The sequence below is a fragment of the Streptomyces paludis genome, from assembly GCF_003344965.1.
GTDB lineage: Bacteria > Actinomycetota > Actinomycetes > Streptomycetales > Streptomycetaceae > Streptomyces > Streptomyces paludis.
Genome location: NZ_CP031194.1, coordinates 7,111,901 through 7,128,703, shown reverse-complemented (window position 1 = coordinate 7,128,703; position 16,803 = coordinate 7,111,901). Strand labels below are relative to the sequence as shown.

Annotated in this window: 16 protein-coding genes; 5 read left to right on the top strand and 11 right to left on the bottom strand. The window is 73.5% G+C overall.

Annotated elements, in window-relative coordinates:
• Window positions 1-10: 10 nt before the first annotated feature.
• The 8 genes from DVK44_RS31470 to DVK44_RS31435 form a co-directional block, all read right to left on the bottom strand.
• Window positions 11-1,237, bottom strand: coding sequence for an extracellular solute-binding protein (locus tag DVK44_RS31470; protein WP_114664021.1), 1,227 nt, complete (start codon window positions 1,235-1,237; stop codon window positions 11-13).
• 279 nt (window positions 1,238-1,516) lie between these two features.
• Window positions 1,517-2,587, bottom strand: a complete 1,071-nt coding sequence (locus DVK44_RS31465; protein ID WP_114664020.1) for a LacI family DNA-binding transcriptional regulator — start codon at window positions 2,585-2,587, stop codon at window positions 1,517-1,519.
• A gap of 157 nt (window positions 2,588-2,744) precedes the next feature.
• A complete protein-coding gene (locus tag DVK44_RS31460) occupies window positions 2,745-3,269 on the bottom strand; it encodes a hypothetical protein (RefSeq protein WP_114664019.1) in 525 nt (174 codons plus the stop codon).
• A gap of 75 nt (window positions 3,270-3,344) precedes the next feature.
• Window positions 3,345-4,106 carry an SDR family NAD(P)-dependent oxidoreductase gene (locus DVK44_RS31455; protein ID WP_114664018.1) on the bottom strand — a complete coding sequence of 254 codons (762 nt, stop codon included), beginning with the start codon at window positions 4,104-4,106 and terminating at the stop codon, window positions 3,345-3,347.
• 74 nt (window positions 4,107-4,180) lie between these two features.
• On the bottom strand, window positions 4,181-4,954 hold the full coding sequence (locus DVK44_RS31450) for an SDR family NAD(P)-dependent oxidoreductase (RefSeq protein WP_114664017.1): 774 nt from the start codon (window positions 4,952-4,954) through the stop codon (window positions 4,181-4,183).
• A gap of 107 nt (window positions 4,955-5,061) precedes the next feature.
• Window positions 5,062-6,450 carry an MFS transporter gene (locus DVK44_RS31445; RefSeq protein WP_114664016.1) on the bottom strand — a complete coding sequence of 463 codons (1,389 nt, stop codon included), beginning with the start codon at window positions 6,448-6,450 and terminating at the stop codon, window positions 5,062-5,064.
• 222 nt (window positions 6,451-6,672) lie between these two features.
• On the bottom strand, window positions 6,673-7,551 hold the full coding sequence (locus DVK44_RS31440) for a polysaccharide deacetylase family protein (protein WP_114664015.1): 879 nt from the start codon (window positions 7,549-7,551) through the stop codon (window positions 6,673-6,675).
• Window positions 7,552-7,642: 91 nt separating this feature from the next.
• Complete coding sequence (locus DVK44_RS31435; RefSeq protein WP_114664014.1) at window positions 7,643-8,653, bottom strand: asparaginase; 1,011 nt, start codon at window positions 8,651-8,653, stop codon at window positions 7,643-7,645.
• Between the two features lie 150 nt (window positions 8,654-8,803).
• Between DVK44_RS31435 and DVK44_RS31430 the strand changes: the two genes are divergently transcribed.
• The gene (locus DVK44_RS31430; protein ID WP_228447445.1) at window positions 8,804-9,844 is read left to right on the top strand and encodes a LacI family DNA-binding transcriptional regulator; all 1,041 of its coding nucleotides are present in this window, start codon (window positions 8,804-8,806) and stop codon (window positions 9,842-9,844) included.
• 141 nt (window positions 9,845-9,985) lie between these two features.
• Window positions 9,986-11,626, top strand: coding sequence for a phosphoglucomutase (alpha-D-glucose-1,6-bisphosphate-dependent) (pgm, locus tag DVK44_RS31425; protein WP_114664013.1), 1,641 nt, complete (start codon window positions 9,986-9,988; stop codon window positions 11,624-11,626).
• A 21-nt stretch (window positions 11,627-11,647) separates the two neighbouring features.
• Here the strand turns inward: pgm and DVK44_RS31420 are convergent, their stop codons facing one another.
• Together DVK44_RS31420 and DVK44_RS31415 are read right to left on the bottom strand one after the other, a co-directional pair.
• Complete coding sequence (locus tag DVK44_RS31420; RefSeq protein ID WP_114664012.1) at window positions 11,648-12,322, bottom strand: response regulator; 675 nt, start codon at window positions 12,320-12,322, stop codon at window positions 11,648-11,650.
• Complete coding sequence (locus tag DVK44_RS31415) at window positions 12,319-13,515, bottom strand: sensor histidine kinase (protein WP_114664011.1); 1,197 nt, start codon at window positions 13,513-13,515, stop codon at window positions 12,319-12,321. Before DVK44_RS31415 ends, DVK44_RS31420 begins: the two co-directional genes overlap by 4 nt.
• Window positions 13,516-13,648: 133 nt before the next feature.
• Between DVK44_RS31415 and DVK44_RS31410 the strand changes: the two genes are divergently transcribed.
• Window positions 13,649-14,572, top strand: coding sequence for an ABC transporter ATP-binding protein (locus DVK44_RS31410; RefSeq protein WP_181957572.1), 924 nt, complete (start codon window positions 13,649-13,651; stop codon window positions 14,570-14,572).
• Window positions 14,569-15,402 carry an ABC transporter permease gene (locus tag DVK44_RS31405; protein ID WP_114664010.1) on the top strand — a complete coding sequence of 278 codons (834 nt, stop codon included), beginning with the start codon at window positions 14,569-14,571 and terminating at the stop codon, window positions 15,400-15,402. The genes DVK44_RS31410 and DVK44_RS31405 overlap by 4 nt, the downstream gene beginning before the upstream one ends.
• A gap of 10 nt (window positions 15,403-15,412) precedes the next feature.
• Here the strand turns inward: DVK44_RS31405 and DVK44_RS31400 are convergent, their stop codons facing one another.
• Window positions 15,413-16,042, bottom strand: a complete 630-nt coding sequence (locus tag DVK44_RS31400) for a DedA family protein (RefSeq protein WP_114664009.1) — start codon at window positions 16,040-16,042, stop codon at window positions 15,413-15,415.
• Between the two features lie 84 nt (window positions 16,043-16,126).
• On the opposite strand from DVK44_RS31400, the gene DVK44_RS31395 reads away from it, so the two are divergent.
• The gene (locus tag DVK44_RS31395; protein WP_114664008.1) at window positions 16,127-16,792 is read left to right on the top strand and encodes a hypothetical protein; all 666 of its coding nucleotides are present in this window, start codon (window positions 16,127-16,129) and stop codon (window positions 16,790-16,792) included.
• The last annotated feature ends 11 nt before the right edge of the window (window positions 16,793-16,803 follow it).

Below are 16,803 nucleotides of genomic sequence, written 5' to 3'. Positions count from 1 at the left end.
GTCGCTCTCCTCACTGTCCGGCCGTGGCGCGTGACTGGGCCTGCTTCAGGGCCGCTTCGGGGGTGGCGCGGCCGGTCAGGACGGACTGGAACGCGCCGGCGAGCGCGTCGGAGACGACCGGCCAGCGGGCGCCGACGCGGCCGGTACGGGAGCGGGCGGTGGCCACCTGGTCGGCGAAGGCGCCGAGCTTTGGATTCTGCGTCTTGTACGCGGCGGCCGCCGCCGTACGGGTGGGCACGTTGTAGACGGACTCGCCCCAGTCGACCTGGTTGCGCTGCTCGTTGAGGCAGTTGAGGATCTTCGCGGCGGTCCGCTGCCGGGCGGTGTCACCGGTCCTGGGGAGCGTCATGACCGTGCCACCGATCGGGGGGACCGGCGGCCGGCCGGCCTCGGGCACCGGGACGGCGGCGACCTCCCACTTCAGGTCCTTGTGCGTACTGAGCACCGGTACCTGCCAGGGGCCGTTGATCATCATCGCGGCGCGGCCGGCGATGAACTGGTCGTTGACGTCCTGCTGGTTCCAGGTCACCACCGCGCTGGAGGCGCTCCGGTCGGCGACGAGATCCTTCCAGAGCTGGAGGGCGGGCGCGCCCCGGCCGTCGTCGAGCCGGGCCTCGTCGCCGCCCGCCGACCAGAAGAACGGCAGGAACTGGTAGACGCCGTCCGCGTCGGGGGTGGCGCTGAAGGCCATGCCGAAGGTCTTCCCGCGGGTGAGCTTCTTGGCGGCGGCCCTCAGTTCGTCCCAGGTGGTGGGCGGTTCGACACCGGCCTCGCGCAGCAGGTCGGCGTTGTAGATCAGCGCGAGCGAGTTGACCGACCGGGCGATGCCGTACGGGGTGCCCCGGAAGCTGCCCATGCTCACGGCGCCCTCGGACATGCCGGTGACATCGACGCCCGCGGTCCGCAGCGGGACGAGACCGCCGGTGTCGGCGAACTGCGGCAGCTCGGAGCCGTCCAGTTCCAGGATGTCGGTCAGCGAGTGCGAGGAGGCCATCCGCAGCGCCTTGGAGGCGACCTGGGCGGCGGGCACGCTGGTCTGCCGGACCCGTACCCCGAGCGGCTTCGCGCACCGGTCGAAGAACTTCTGCTGCTGTTCGTGCTCATGGGTGTCGGTGGCGGAGTTCAGCACGGTCACGGTCCCGGGATCGGGCTCCCGGGCACAGCCGGCGAGGCTCGTGGCGGCCACGAGCGCGGTGAGAATCAGGGCCGGTGCGGGTGGTCGAGGACGGGCGGGCATGGCGAGTGGCTCTCCGTTCGGTCTACGGCTCTGTATGGAGACGGAGGTGGTACGCCTTGCGGGGAACGGGAAGGGGTGGTCCCGTGTCGAATCGATTCGATTGAGCGATGCGGCGATGCTAGGCGCTCGCGCATAGCGCGACAAGAGGCGGGACAGGGATGGACGGATCCGCGCGAGCGCCCGGGTCCGTCAGCACGCGGATCCGCCCGTACGCGGGCCCGTCGGCGCGGTACGTGGGCCCGTCAGCGCGCGGGGCGCTCGCGCGCGGGGTACGGTCCGTCAGCGCGCGGGCGCGGTGAGGGGTGCCGTGCCCGGCAGCAGGGCCGGCGCGATCAGCAGATGCCCCACCGACTCGGCGAGAAGCCGCTCACCGGGCGCCGCACCCCGCGCGGTGTCCTCGCGCAGCGCCTCGGCGGCGGCGACGGCGAGCCGGGTGACCTCGGTGGCCAGGGTCTCCACGGGCAGCTCGATCCGGGGCAGCCGGCGGCTCGACGGATCGCCCGGGAGCGTACCGATGACCACGACCGTGAGATCCTCCGGCACCCGCAGCCCGGCCGCCGTCACCGACGCCAGGATGTGGTGGTGCGCGGAGGGGTGCTGGACGACGAGGGCGGTGGGCGGTGTACGCCCGGGCGGGCCGCCGTCCCCGAGAAGCGCGTGGAGCCGGTGGGCCTGCCGGGCGGGGTCGTTGACCGAGTGGACCACCTTGACGGTGGCGCCGGTGGTACGGCCGCCCCGGCGCGCGCCGTCGATCCCGCGCAGCGCGTAACTGCGCCGGCCGCGCACCTCGGTCTCGGACGGCGCCAGATAGACCATCTCGCGGTGCCCGGCGGCGGCCAGCTCATGGACCGCGAGGGCCGCCGCCGCCTCCCAGTCGAGGTCGGTCCACGGCAGGGCGTCCTCGTCGGCGGGCCGTCCGATGAGCGCGGCGGGGAAGACCAGTTCGCGTACGACGTCGATCCGGGCGTCCTCCATGTCGACCGCCATCAGGACCGCCGCGTCGGCGAGCCCGCTGCGCGCCACCCGCCGCAGTCCCCCGGCCTTGTCCTGGGAGGTGGTGAGGAGCAGGTCGAAGCCGAGGACGTTGGCCGCGTCGCTGACCTCGATGGCGAACCGGCCGTCCACCGAGTGCCGCACCCCGGCCGCGCGCGGCAGCGCGAGCGCGAGGACCTGCGTACGGCTGCTGCGCAGGGTGCGGGCGCTGGCGCGCGGGTGGTAGCCGAGCGCGTCCACGGCCTCCTGGACGCGCCGGCGCGTCTCCTCGGAGATGGAGCGCGAGCCGTTGAAGACATAGCTGACCGTGCTGGGCGCGACCCCGGCCCGCTGGGCGACGTCCCTGATGGTGGCCATCCTCGCCCCTTCGCTGCTTGACGGGTACGCGACGCCGGTGGGCGTGCCGAAGGCGTGAGGGGACATCCTAATGCCCCTCCCGGCACGGCCCTTCCCGTCACGGCACCCGGCACGCCACAGCGGCCACCTGCGCCTTTGGCCGGCGGTGGGCGTGCGGTCAGCGGAGATCCGGAGGGGCCATGAGGTCCGCGAGCCGCTCGGCCAGCGCGCGGGCACCGGCGGGAGCCTCCACGCCGATGCCCCCGTCCGCGCATCCGGCCACGGTGACGACCGGAGCGCCTGGCGCCATCTCACCCGGCTCACCCTGAGCCACCGTCAGCCGCAGGCCCACCGCCCGTACGGTCAGCCACGCCGGTGCGGGCCCGGCGTAAAGCACCGCCGCCGTCCAGACGACCAGGGCGTGCGGATCGGGGGCGGGGGGATCCGGCAGGCTCCAGCGGCGGGTGCGGTCGGCTGGATCGGGGACGACGACCGGGCCGGCGGCCGACCGTACCGCCGTCCAGAGCGCGACGAGATCCGGGCAGTGGCGGTAGCGGCCCGCCCGGTCGGCGAACTGCCAGCCGCCGCCGGGCCAGGGCCGCGCCGTGGTCCGGGTCGGCGCGAGCAGCCGCCGTACGGCCCGGTGCCGGGCGTGCGCGCCGCCCGGCCCGAGCGGGGCCGCGCGCTCGGTCCAGCCGGTCACGGGCCGTCCGCACGCACCGCACATGATCGTCCTCCTCCCCTGACCGTCCGCCTCCTCGGAACCCGGGACCGCCGCTCAGAGCATCACATCGCCGCTGTTGGGGCCGAGTGTCTGTCCGACGTACAGATTGCCGCCCGGGTCGGAGGCGAGCAGCAGCACGGTGGGCGCGATCTCCTCCGGTCTGCCGAACCGGCCGAGCGGCAGCTCCGCCTGTTTGGCGCGTTTCCAGTCGGCGCTGAGCCCGTCCACGAGCGGGGTCTCCACCGGGCCCGGGGCGATGGCGTTGACCAGGACGTGGTGCGGGGCGGCCTCCCGGGCGAGCGCCTTGGTGAAGCCGATGACACCGGCCTTCGCGGCGGAGTAGTGGGTGAGTCCCTCGCCGCCCTTCTGGCCGAGCTGGGACGCGATGTTGATGATCCGTCCGCCGCCGCCCTCGATCATGTGCGGCAGGGCGTAGCGGCAGCTGAGGAAGACACCGCGCAGATCGACCGCGATGGTCTCGTCCCAGACCGTCGGGTCCATCTCGACGAGCGGCACCTCCGTGAGGATGCCCGCCGAGTTGACCAGGACGTCCACCCCGCCGTGCCACCGCACCACCTCCTCGACGGCCGCCGCGACCTGGCCGGCGTCCGCCACGTCGACGGTGTGGGTGGTGACGGCGGCGGCGCCGGTGAGCCGGTCGCGCAGGGCGGCCAGCCGCTCCGCGTCGCGGTCGGCGAGCGCCAGCCGGGCGCCCTCACGGGCGAACGCCTCGGCGACGGCCGCGCCGATGCCGCTGGCCGCGCCGGTGATCAGGACGGTACGCGGCCGGGCCGCGCGGTCATCGGTGCTGCTCATGTCTGCTCCGCTCGCTGTGCGTGGCGTGGGAAGGGGGGACGTGGGAAGGGGGGTGTGGGCCGGGGCTCGGTGCCTCAGTCCGGGAAACGGACCGTCAGCCCGCCGTCCACCACGAGCTGCTGCCCGGTGATGTACGAGGCGTCCGGCGCGCAGAGGAAGCGGATCGCGGCGGCGACCTCCTCCGGGCGTCCGACCCGGCCGGCCGGAATCCCGGCACCGGCCGCGCGCAGCCCCTCCGGGCCGAGGGAGTTGCGCGCGTCCAGCGACTGCGGGGTCTCGATCAGGCCGGGGATGACGGAGTTGGCCCGGATCCCGCGCGGCGCCAGTTCCACCGCGAGCGACCGGACCAGGCCCAGCACACCCGCCTTGGCCGCCGCGTAGTGGGCGTGTTCGCCCCAGCCGTAGACCCCGCCCGCGATGGAGGAGACGGCGAGCAGCGCGCCGGGGCCCGTCATCCGCGCGACGGCGGAGCGGAAGGTGCGCATCACTCCGGTGAGGTCGACACCGAGCATGTCGTCCCAGGCGCCGTCGGAGAGTTCGGCCAGCGGCGCCCGGCGCAGGATGCCGGCCGCCGCGACGGCGATGTCGAGCCGGCCGTACGTGTCGACGGCGGCCTGGGCGAGCCCTTCCGGGCCCTCGTGGCCGGCGACGTCCGCCTCGACGGCGAGACATCGGCCGCCGGCCGCGAGGACGGCGTCCACGGTCTCGCGCGGATCGTGGGGATCGGCGGTGTGGTAGCCGATCACCGTGTCGATGCCCGCCTCGGCGAAGGCGACGGCCGTCGCCCGGCCGATACCGCTGGCGCCTCCGGTGATGACGGCCGCGCCGCGTTGTGGTTGTCCGGTCATGGTGTGCGGGTCTCCGTGTTCTCCGTACGGGATGTGCGGTGTGCGTGCTGCGGTGTGAGTGCCGCGTGCGTATCGGTGTGGACGGTGCGTGTGGACGGTGCGTGTGGTCAGGCGGCCGTGGGCAGCGCGTCCGGCGCGGTGGCGCGCTCGTCGCGGCGCGCGCCGAGCATCACCAGTCCGGAGCCGAAGATGCCGACGGCTCCGGCGACGAACGCCGCCATGGTCATCGAGACCCCCGCCCCGAGCAGCGCGCCGAGCAGCGCCGAGCCGACGATGGCCCCGATCGGCCCCATGGTGTGGGCGACGTTGGCGCCGAGCCCGCGCACCTGCTCCGGGAACGACTCGCTCATGTAGAAGAGCATCGCCGAGTAGGGACCGGTCAGGAAGAACAGCCCGAGCGCGTACAGGGCGATCACCGCGCCGGTGGTGGTGGGCCCGAAGAGCATCGCGGTCATCGCCGCGCCGCCGCAGGTCCAGCCGATGATGATGGTGGTACGGCGGCCGACGCGGTCGCCGAGCCAGCCGTGGAAGACATAGCCGAAGAAGCCGGCCAGGTTGGCGAGGACGAGGACGAGCAGCGCGCTGCTGAAGGAGACGCCCTTGGCCTCGACGAGCACCGTGGTGCCCAGCACCGAGAAGATCTGGATGCCCATCCAGTTGAGCAGCCAGGCCGCCGAGAGACAGAGCGTGTGACGGCGCAGCGCGGGGGCGAAGACCTCGCGCAGCCCGGGCTTGCGGGCGTCGCTCTCGATCCCGGCCGACCGCTCCACGGCGACGGCCTCGGCCGTACGGCCCTCGGCGCGCAGGGCGCGGGCCTTCTTGAGCCCGAGGAAGACCGGGGACTCGGGCAGGGTCCGCATCAGTACGGCGATGACCAGGGCGGGGACGGCGGCGATGACGAAGCTGCCGCGCCAGCCGAAGGTCGGCAGGGTCAGGGCGGTCACACCGGCGCCGACGAGCGCGCCGACCGGCCAGCCGCTCTGGACGAAGCTGAAGTACAGCCCGCGCCGGGGGTGTTTGCCGTAGATCTCCTTGAGATAGACGGTGTTGACGACCTCTTCCGAGTAGCCGAAGCCGGAGAAGGCGCGTACGGCGACCATCGAGACCGGGCCCATGACCAGGGCGGTGGCGGCGGAGGTGAAGGCGGCGCCGGCCGAGGTGATCATGAGGGCCGGGCGGCGGCCGAAGCGGTCGAGGATCGGGCCGACGCAGAGCGAGACCACGAAGGTGCCGGCCGTGACCCCGGTGACGACATTGGCCGCGGTGGCGTTGGACCAGCCGAAGTCCTCGGAGATCTTGGGCAGCAGGGTGCCGAAGAGGGTGAAGTCGTAGACGCTGAAGACCCAGGCCAGGAAGCAGATCACCGAGGCGCGGACGACCAGCTTGCGGGACGGGAGCGCCGGATCGGGACGCTGCTCGCCCACACCGTCGGCTATGACGGCCGTCGGTGTGTTGGACGGTGTGGTGGTGGTGGGCGGTGTGGTGGAAGAGGACATGGCGATCTCCGGCGAGGAGGAGTGGGGACGGGGGCGCGACTGCGGCGCGGGGGCGGTGTGACCGCCGGGGTGGAGCGGGAGGGCCGAGCGGGACGCGGGTCCTCCGGCGCCGGCCCGGGGATGTGGCCGTACGCCGGAGACCGGCGGAGAAAGGGGTACGTACAGGCGCGGCCGGTGGCGGGGTGGGTCCGCGGGGCCGGGCGCGGGGGGCGCGTCGAGAGGTCAGGCGCGGGGGCGGCGGGCGACGAAATCAGTGGCGATCTCGTCGAAGGTGACCCAGCGGACCCCGGGGTGTGCGCTGATGTGGTCGATCAGCCGCTCGTGCATCAGCAGGTTCTGCGGCCGGCCCGACACATCGGGGTGGACGGTCATGGTGAAAACCGCGTAGTCGTGCTCGCGGTAGACCCAGTCGAACTGGTCGCGCCACATCTCTTCGAGGTGGCGGGGGCTGACAAAGCCGTGGCTGTTGGGGCTGGCCTTGATGAACATCATCGGGGGCAGGTCGTCGAGGTACCAGCTGGCCGGGATCTCCACCAGATCGGTCTCCTCGCCGCGCTCCAGCGGCTTCATCCACTCCCGGGCGGGCCGGTCGTAGTCGATCTTCGTCCAGCTGTCGCCGACCCGGACGTAGTAGGGCTCGAAGTCCCGGTGCATCAGGGAGTGGTCGTAGGTGATGCCGCGTTCCAGCAGGAGTTCGTTGGTGACACCGGAGAACTCCCACCAGGGCGCGACATAGCCGGTGGGACGGCGGCCGGTGCGGGTGGAGATGAGGTCGATGCAGTGGTCGAGGATGTCGGACTCCTGGGTCCGGCTCATCGCGATCGGGTTCTCGTGGCTGTAGCCGTGCACCCCGATCTCGTGGCCGGCGGCCGTACACGCCTCGAACTCGGCCGGGAAGGTCTCGATCGAGTGACCCGGCCAGAACCAGGTGCTGGGCAGTCCGCGGCGGCGGAACAGCTCCAGCATGCGGGGGACGCCCACCTCGCCCGCGAACAGGCCGCGGGAGATGTCGCAGGGCGAGTCCTCTCCCCCGTACGAACCCAGCCAGCCGCCGACCGCGTCGACGTCGACTCCGTACGCCACGAGGATCTCTTTCGGCATGACACTTCTCCTGTCAGTGTGAGTGTGTTGCTCGTCTGTCGGTCTGTCGGTGTGTTCCGGGTGGTGTTTCCAGGGGGGGGGTGGTGTGTGGTCAGTTCGGCTGGTGTCCGGCTCCGGCCAGCCAGGCGCGGATCACCTCGGCGGCCCCCGCCGGGCCCCGGCCCGTCGAGCGGTGCAGCGCGGCGGCGAGGAGCAGCCGCAGCTGCCACGGCGAGAGGTCGGCCGCGAAGACCGCGCCCGCGCGGAGCAGATCGGCACCGCCGCCGGCACCGTACGCGGCGGAGGTGGCCCCGGCCGGGACCCGGCTGGCGACGGCGACCGCGACGCCGTCCGCGACCAGCCGGCCGACGGCCTCGGTCACCTCGGGCGGGGCGTTCCCCGCGCCGAAGGCGCAGAGCACGATGCCCTGCGCCCCGGCGGCCACGGCCGCGTCCAGCAGGGCGGTGTCACAGCCGATGTAGAGCGGGACAACATCGACCCGGGGCAGCCGGGCCAGGTCGTCGGCCGTGATCAGCGCGGCGGGGCGCGGGGGGCGGCCGATCAGCCGGATCCGGCCGTCGTCCACCCGGGCGAGCGGGCCGCGGCCCGGCGCGCCGAACGCGGCAGGCGCGAGGGTGTCGGTCTTGCGCAGCCCGATGGCCGGCCAGACGGCCCCGTCGAAGACCGCGCTGACCCCGTGGTTCCGGGCGGCGGGGTGAACGGCCCAGGTCAGGGCGGTGGCGAGATTGCGCGGCCCGTCGGCGGCCGGGTCGTCGGAGGGCCGCTGCGCGCCGGTCAGCACGATGGGCCGGTCGTCCGCGTGGACGAGGGCGAGCGCGAAGGCGGTCTCCTCCATGGAGTCCGTGCCGTGTGTGACGACCACCGCGTCGGCGCCGTCGGCCAGGCTGTCGCCCACCGCGCCGGCCAGCCGGGCGAGGTCGGGCAGACCGAGCGCGAAGCTGGCGCGCAGACCGATCTCGTCGCAGGTGATCTGCGCGGACTCCGGCACCTGGAGGGTCCGGGCCGTCTCCAGCAGCTCCTTCACACCGACGGAGGCGACCCGGCCGGCGGGTGTGGAGCGGCTGGCGATGGTGCCACCCGTACCGATGAGACGCAGCTGCATGCGAGGCTCCACAATCGATTGCGAGAACGATTGCGCAACTGTGCTCCATACCCACCCCGGAGGGCAACCCCCGTAATCGGATCTTCATGGAAGATGATGGTTCCGGAAATTCGTCGGCGGAAACGCCGGCGGGAACGAGGAGAGGCGCCCGTGAGACGACAGCCCGCAGACACCCGCGAGCCGCGCGACCCCGCGGAGAGCGGTGTGACCCTGGCCGATGTGGCGGCCGACGCGGGTGTCCACCAGTCCACCGCCTCCCGGGCGCTGCGCGACGGCGCCGGGGTGGGGGCCGCCACCGCCGACCGGGTACGGGAGTCCGCCCGGCGCCTCGGCTATGTGGTGAACCCGGCCGCCTCCAGCCTGCGCACCGGCCGCTCCCGGCTGCTGGGGGTGCTGGTCCCCCGGCTCACCGACATCGTGCTGGCCACGGTCTACGAGGGCATCGAGGCCGGCGCGGCGGCGGCCGGCTACCAGGCCGTGGTCGCCAACACGGGCGACGACCCGGCCGTCCAGCGCGCCAAGGTGGAGCGGCTGCTCGCGCTCCGGGTCGACGGTCTCCTCCTCGGCGACGCGCGCGGTGACACCACCCTGGCACCGGAGCTGGTGGCACGCGGTGTACCGGTGGTGCTGGTGTCCCGGCGACTGCGTGGTGTCCCCTCCTTCACCTGCGACGATCTCGTCGGCGGGCGGCTGGTCGCGGAGCATCTGCTGGCCCTCGGGCACCGCCGGGTGGGGGTCGTGGCGGGCGAGGCGTACGCCTCCACCGGGGTCGAGCGGACCAAGGGCTTCACCGACGCGTTCGCCAGGGCGGGCATACCGGTGCCCCCCGAGCTGATCGTCAACGCGCCCTTCGACGTACACGGCGGGGAGCGGGCCGCGCACCGGCTGCTGGCCGCCGAGCCGCGTCCCACCGCCGTCTTCGCCGTCAACGACTTCGCCGCGATCGGGGTGATGGGCGCGCTGCGCGCGTCCGGTCTGACACCGGGCCGGGACATCGCGGTGGCCGGCTTCAACGACGTACCGCTCTCCGCCCAACTGCCCATTCCCCTCACCTCTGTTCGCTCGCCGATGCGGGACATGGGCGAGCGGGCGGCGGCGGCGCTGGTGGGACAGATCGAGGGCCGCCCGGCCCGGTCCCGGCGCTTCGCCCCGGAGCTGATGGTGCGTGACTCGACGGTCGCGCCGGACTGAGGCACCCGCGGCGGGGCGAGCGCCGGCCACGCGCGCGCCCGCGCGAAGATGAACACACGAAGCGATACCGGCAAACCGATGCAACCGATGCAACCGATGCAACCGACGTATCCGGTACAACCGATGTGGAGGAGTGCGCAGATGCCGCACGAACGAGCGGGACAGCCGGCGCGGCCGGAGGATCTCATCGATGTCGCCGGGCTGGTGACCGCGTACTACGCGCTGCACCCGGACCCCGAGGAGCCGTCACAGCGCGTGGCGTTCGGGACCTCGGGGCACCGCGGGTCCTCGTTCGCCACCGCGTTCAACGAGGATCACATCGCCGCGACCAGCCAGGCGATCTGCGAGTACCGGACCCGGCAGGGCACCGACGGGCCGCTCTTCCTGGGCGCCGACACCCACGCGCTCTCCGAGCCCGCGCAGGTGACCGCCGTCGAGGTGTTCGCCGCCAACGGGGTGACGGTGCTCGTCGACACCGCCGACGGCTACACACCCACCCCCGCCGTCTCGCACGCCGTCGTCACCCACAACCGGGGCCGCGCCACCGGGCTCGCGGACGGTGTGGTGGTCACCCCGTCCCACAACCCGCCCGCCGACGGCGGCTTCAAGTACAACCCGCCGAGCGGCGGCCCGGCCGGCTCCGCCGCGACCAACTGGATCCAGGACCGCGCCAACGAGATCATCGCGGGCGGCCTCAAGGACGTCCGCCGGATCCCGTACCTCCGCGCGCTCGCCGCGGACGGCACCGGCCGCTACGACTTCCTCGGTACGTACGTGACGGACCTGCCCTCCGTCCTCGACCTGGCCGCGGTGCGCGCGGCCGGGGTACGGATCGGCGCCGACCCGCTGGGCGGCGCGTCCGTCGCGTACTGGGGGCGGATCGCCGAGCAGCACCGGCTCGATCTCACCGTGGTCAATCCGCTCACCGATCCCACCTGGCGCTTCATGACGCTGGACTGGGACGGCAAGATCCGGATGGACTGCTCCTCGCCGTACGCGATGGCCTCGCTGATCGAGCGGCGCGACGCGTATCAGATCGCCACCGGCAACGACGCGGACGCCGACCGGCACGGCATCGTGACGCCCGACGGCGGGCTGATGAACCCGAACCACTATCTCGCCACCGCCATCAACTACCTCTACGCCCACCGCGAGCGCTGGCCCGCGGACGCGGGCGTCGGCAAGACGCTGGTGTCGTCCGGGATGATCGACCGGGTCGCGGCGGACCTCGGCCGGCGGCTGGTCGAAGTGCCCGTCGGCTTCAAGTGGTTCGTGGACGGACTGGCCGACGGTTCGCTCGGGTTCGGCGGCGAGGAGTCGGCGGGCGCGTCGTTCCTGCGCCACGACGGGTCGGTGTGGACCACCGACAAGGACGGCATCCTGCTGGCGCTGCTCGCCTCCGAGATCCTCGCCGTCACCGGCACCTCGCCCTCCGCCCACTACGCGGCGCTCACCGCGCGCTTCGGGGAGCCGGCGTACGCGCGGATCGACGCGCCCGCGACCCCGGCGGAGAAGGCGGTGCTGGCCCGGCTCTCGCCCGCGCAGCTCGCCGCGGACACCCTGGCCGGGGAGCCGGTCACCGCCGTACTCACCGAGGCGCCCGGCAACGGCGAGGCCATCGGCGGTATCAAGGTGACCACGGAGAACGCCTGGTTCGCGGCCCGGCCCTCGGGCACCGAGGACGTCTACAAGATCTACGCCGAGTCCTTCCACGGCCCGGACCATCTGAGCCGGGTCCAACGGGAGGCGAAGGCGGTGGTGTCGGCGGCACTGGCGGGCTGACGGACCGCCTCGGGCAGCTTCTCAGCCCGGCGCCACCAGGCCGGCGTCGTAGGCGAGGATGACCAGGTGGACCCGGTCCCGGGCGTCGAGTTTGGCGAACAGCCGGGCCACATGTGCCTTGACGGTCGCCACACTGATGAAGAGTTCGGCGGCGATCTCGGCGTTGGACAGTCCGCGCCCGACGAGCGTCATCACCTCGCGCTCCCGGTCGGTGACGCCCGGGAGCGCGCGCGTCCGCGCGGCGGATCCGGGACGGGCCTCCGGCCGGGCCGCGAACGCCCCGATCAGCCGTCGGGTGACGCCCGGCGCGATCAGGGCGTCCCCGGCGGCGACCACCCGGACCGCCGCGAGGATGTCGTCAAGCGCCATGTCCTTGACGAGGAATCCGCTCGCGCCGGCGCGGAGCGCACCGTACACATACGCGTCGTCGTCGAACGTGGTGAGCACGAGGACGTGTGCCCCGGTGGTCCCCTCCGTGATGTGACGGGTGGCCTCGATGCCGTCCATACCGGGCATCCGGATGTCCATCACCACCACATCGGGCCGGACCTCCCCGGCCAGCCGGACCGCCTCGGCGCCCGTGCCCGCCTCGCCCACCACTTCTAGGCCGGGGGTGTCGGCCATCAGGACCCGCAGCCCGGCCCGGACCAGCGGCTGGTCGTCGGCGAGGAGCACCCGGACGGGAGCGCCGCTCATCGGGCCCCCTCCGCCGGGGTGTTCGACGCCGCGATCGGCACCGGCAGCCGCGCCGCCACCCGGAATCCGCCCTCGGGACGCGGCCCGGCGGAGAACCGGCCGTCCAACAGCGCGACCCGTTCGCGCATACCGGCGATCCCGTACCCGGCGCCCGTACCGAGGCCGCCGCGGCCCTCGTCGGTGATCTCGACGGACAGCTCGCCGTCGCGCTGATCGACCGTCACCAGACACTCCCCCGTGTGCGCGTGCCGTACGACATTGGTCAGTGCCTCCTGGACGATCCGGAACGCGGCGAGGTCGAGATCGGCGGGCAGCGGGCCCCCGCCCGCCGGCTCCCCGCTCCGGCGCACCTCGACCCGTACCCCCGCGTCCAGGGTGGCCGCCGCCAGCCGGTCGAGACCGGCGAGCCCGGGGGCGGGTTCGAGCGGCAGGCGGTCAGGGTCGTGCTCATCGCGGCGCAGCGCCCCCAGGGTCCGCCGCAGCCCCGCCAGGGTCTCCCGGCTGGTGGCCTCGATGGTGCGCAGCGCTTGGCGTGCCTCGGCGGGCCGGTTGTCGATGACCCGGCTGCCCATCCCCGCCTGGATGGCGATCACACCGATGCTGTGCGCGATCATGTCGTGCAACTCGCGGGCGATCCGCAGCCGTTCGGCGGTGACGGCCTGCTCGGCGACCCGCTCGCGCAGCGCGAGGGCGTGTTCGCGTCGCTGCCGGACGGAGTGGCCGAGGCCCCAGGCCGCCACCAGCGCCAGAACGACCACCAGGACCGTGTTGACGAACATGTTCCGTCCGGTGCCGAGACGGGCCGCCGCGGCGATCTGCGCACCGAGCACCATCACGGCGGCGGGAATCGCAACGCGGCGCGGCCGGGTGGCCACCGCATGGCCAACCGCGACATCGTTCACGAGGACCAGCAGATACGCGACCTCCCAGGGCGGCCCGGCCGTCGCGGCTCCGAACACACCGACGGACATCAGCGCCAGGGCGGGCAGCGGAGCGCGCCGCAGCAGGGCGACGGGCAGCGCCGTGAGAAGGGCCGCCAGCACGAACCGCAGCACGTCCGACCTGTCCGGTCCGGCCCGCACCGCGAAGAACAGCAGCACCGGGTACGCCACCGCCGCGCAGCCGGCCAGGGCCAGGGCGGTCCGCGCGGACGGCCGGCCGGCGGCGCGCGGGTGATCCGGGGTGGCGTCCATGCGCCGATGGTAAGTGCCGTGCCCACGCGGGGGTATTGGCCCATGGGCGTACGCCCGGGGGCCACCCCGTGCCATCGGAATGCCGCCGACGGGCCGATGCCGGCCGGTGCCGTCGCCCGGCACCGTGGGGCAGGTGATCGAAGTCAACGAACTCACCAAGCGGTACGGCGACACCACCGCCGTCGACAACCTGTCCTTCACGGTCCGCCCCGGCCGGGTGACCGGCTTCCTCGGACCCAACGGCGCCGGGAAGAGCACCACCCTGCGCATGCTCCTCGGTCTGAGCGAACCCACCGCCGGTACGGCGACCATCGACGGCCGCCCGTTCCGGGACCGCCCGCGCGGGCTGCGCCACGCCGGTGCGCTGCTCGACGCGGGGGACGTCCACGGCGGACGCCGGGCGGCGGCGCATCTGGCGGCCCTGGCCCGGAGCAACGGCATCGCGCGAGGGCGGGTGGACGAGGTGCTGGCGGAGGTGGGGCTGGCCGCCGCCGGCCGGCGGCGGATCGGCGGCTTCTCGCTGGGCATGCGGCAGCGGCTCGGCATCGCGGCGGCGCTGCTCGGCGATCCGCCGGTGCTGCTGTTCGACGAGCCGATCAACGGCCTTGATCCGGAGGGGGTGTTGTGGGTGCGCGGGCTGTTCCGGCGGCTGGCCGCCGAGGGGCGCACGGTGTTTGTCTCCAGCCATCTGATGACCGAGATGGAACACACCGCCGACGATCTCGTGGTGATCGGCAGGGGCGAGCTGATCGCCGCCGAGAGTGTGGCGGAGTTCGCCGCCCGCGCCACCGCGCCGAGCGTGTGGGCGCGTACGTACGACACCACCGGGCGGGCGGCCCTGCTGGCCGCGCTGGAGGCGGAGCCCTCCTCGGTGGTACGGCCCGACGGCGACCGGGCGCTCACGGTGACCGGGCCGAGCGCGGCCCGGGTCGGCGAACTGGCCTTCCGGCACGGGGTCCGGCTGGAGGAACTCACCCCGCGCACCGCCTCGTTGGAGGAAGCCTTCATGGAACTCACGGCCGACAGCGTCGAATACCTCGCGGGAGAGCCCCGATGACCGGACCCCGCACCGCGGTGGCCGAGCCCCGCGCCCGCTTCCGCGATCTCCTCGCCGCCGAGTGGATGAAGTTGTGGTCGCTGCGGTCGACGCCGTGGGCGCTGGCGGTCGGCGCGCTGATCATCATCGGGATCAATGTGAACGCCACCATCGCCGACTACACCAACTGGCCGCGCTACCCGGAAGGTATCCGGACCTCCTACGTGCCGAGCTGGTCGATACGCAACGCCTTCACGGACGGCTCCGGGCTGGCACTGATGCTCATCACGGGCAGCATCGGCGCACTCACGATCGTCGGCGAGTACGGCACCGGCCAGCTGCGCACGACCTTCGCGGCCGTCCCCGCCCGCCGTTCGGTCGTGGCGGCCAAGACGGCCGTGGTGACAGCGGTGATGGTGGCGTACGGGACAGCCGTCGCGGCCTTCTCGTTCTGGGTCTCCCAGGCCATTCTGTCGGGCCGGGACATCGGACTCTCCATCGGTTATCCGGGCGCACTGCGCGCCGTGGTCGGTTCCGCGCTGCTCGCGCCCGTGTGCGCGCTCGTCGGCATGGGAATCGGCGCGATCGTCCGGCACACGGCGGCCACCGTCGTCACCCTCACCTTCGTCCTTCTGCTGCTGCCGTCCCTCTTCAACGAGCGCAACCACTGGACGGCCACTGTTCTGCACGCGCTGCCCCAGGGAGCGTGGGAACGGCTGACCCAACTGGGCGTCCCGCCCGTGCACGTCCCCTACCCCTGGACGCTCACCGGGGCGTGGACCGTGTACGGGCTCTGGGCGCTCGTGGCGGTGGTCGTCACCGTGGTCGCCGTACACCGGCGCGATCCGTGAGCGCGCCCGCTCACGGCCGGTCGTCCTTCCGCCCGCCGCGCTCGCCGCGCCGTCTGCGGTACGCCCGGACGGCCAGCGCGACGAGCAGCGCCGCCAGCAGCGCCAGTGCCGCGACCATCCCCACCTTCGACTCGATACGGGTGAACGCGGCCCCGGCGAAGTAGCCGAGCGCCGTGCAGCTCACCCCCCAGCACAGCCCGCCCAGGGCGTTGAAGAGCAGGAACCGCCGGTACGGCATGTCGGAGAGGCCCGCCAGCGCGGGCATCAGCGCCCGGAGGAAGGCGATGAACCGGGCGAGGAAGACCGCCGCCGCGCCGCGCTCGCCGATCATCCGGCGGGCGCGGTCGATCCGGTCCTGGCGGCGGCGCAGCACGCGGGTGGTGAGGATGCGGTCGCCGAAGTGGTGGGTGACCGCGTACCCGGTACTGTCCCCGAGGACCGCCGCGAACACCACGACCACCGTGATCCACCACACCGACACCTCGCCCTGGCCGGCCAGCACACCGCCGAGGATGGCGGCGGTCTCGCCGGGCAGGACGAAGCCGAAGAACAGCGCGTCCTCGCAGAAGACGATCGCGCCGACCACGGCGTAGACCAGCGGGCCCGACAGCCCGCTGAGCCAGTTGGTGATGGTGTGCATCGGCCGCGTCCCTCCGGAATCCGTCCGGGGACCCTAACCGCCCCGGTGTCCGATTCCCGGCCGACAGGGCGCAGACTGAGCCGCATGCGCGAACTCCTCGACGGAGCGGGCGGCGTCGGCGGCCTGCTCGCCGCCTGGTACGGCCCGCCGGACCGCCCCGCCACCCCTGTCACCCCCGGCCGGGTGCCGCCGGCGCTGCGCGCCTGGTATGCGGCGGTCTCCCCGTACACACGGCCGGTGCTGTTCAACCACAAGGTCGCGCCGGAGAGCGGCCTCTACGAGGACGAGGGGCAGCTCTCCTTCTGCGTGGACGACTTCGAGTACCAGGAGTTCGGGGCCGCGCCCGGGGACGGGGACCCGGTGGTGCACCGCCGGGAGATCGACGGCGAGGGGGGCTGGGAGCCGCACGACGACGGGATGCGGCTGTCGGAGTTCCTGCCGGCGCTGCTGGTGCACGAGACGGTGGAGGGGGCGCGGTACGGCGCGGCGGCCGACGGGCTGACGCTGAATCAGCTCCGCCCGCTGCTCGCGCCGTTGCGCCGGCTGTCGGGACCCGAGCTGTTCACCGCGCAGTACGCGGGCGAGGGGCTGCTGGCCCTGGCGTGGCCGCGCGGCGATGTCTGGGACGTACGGCTCGCGGCCCGGGACGAGGCGCTGCTCGGCTATGTCGACGGGGTGGCCGGGGCGACCGGCGCGGCCGGGGTACGGCGCGGGCCGGGCGAGTGGTGCCCGCCGGAGGGCCGGGGGTAGGGCGGGTCGCG

Bases quoted from the DNA above. Each gene is read 5' to 3' on its own strand.
- DVK44_RS31445 (WP_114664016.1), bottom strand. From the start codon at position 6,450: ATGTCCTCTTCCACCACACCGCCCACCACCACCACACCGTCCAACACA.
- DVK44_RS31440 (WP_114664015.1), bottom strand. From the start codon at position 7,551: ATGCCGAAAGAGATCCTCGTGGCGTACGGAGTCGACGTCGACGCGGTC.
- DVK44_RS31420 (WP_114664012.1), bottom strand. From the start codon at position 12,322: ATGAGCGGCGCTCCCGTCCGGGTGCTCCTCGCCGACGACCAGCCGCTG.
- DVK44_RS31455 (WP_114664018.1), bottom strand. From the start codon at position 4,106: ATGAGCAGCACCGATGACCGCGCGGCCCGGCCGCGTACCGTCCTGATC.
- DVK44_RS31395 (WP_114664008.1), top strand. From the start codon at position 16,127: ATGCGCGAACTCCTCGACGGAGCGGGCGGCGTCGGCGGCCTGCTCGCC.
- pgm (WP_114664013.1), top strand. From the start codon at position 9,986: ATGCCGCACGAACGAGCGGGACAGCCGGCGCGGCCGGAGGATCTCATC.
- DVK44_RS31470 (WP_114664021.1), bottom strand. From the start codon at position 1,237: ATGCCCGCCCGTCCTCGACCACCCGCACCGGCCCTGATTCTCACCGCG.
- DVK44_RS31405 (WP_114664010.1), top strand. From the start codon at position 14,569: ATGACCGGACCCCGCACCGCGGTGGCCGAGCCCCGCGCCCGCTTCCGC.
- DVK44_RS31415 (WP_114664011.1), bottom strand. From the start codon at position 13,515: ATGGACGCCACCCCGGATCACCCGCGCGCCGCCGGCCGGCCGTCCGCG.
- DVK44_RS31450 (WP_114664017.1), bottom strand. From the start codon at position 4,954: ATGACCGGACAACCACAACGCGGCGCGGCCGTCATCACCGGAGGCGCC.
- DVK44_RS31400 (WP_114664009.1), bottom strand. From the start codon at position 16,042: ATGCACACCATCACCAACTGGCTCAGCGGGCTGTCGGGCCCGCTGGTC.
- DVK44_RS31465 (WP_114664020.1), bottom strand. From the start codon at position 2,587: ATGGCCACCATCAGGGACGTCGCCCAGCGGGCCGGGGTCGCGCCCAGC.
- DVK44_RS31435 (WP_114664014.1), bottom strand. From the start codon at position 8,653: ATGCAGCTGCGTCTCATCGGTACGGGTGGCACCATCGCCAGCCGCTCC.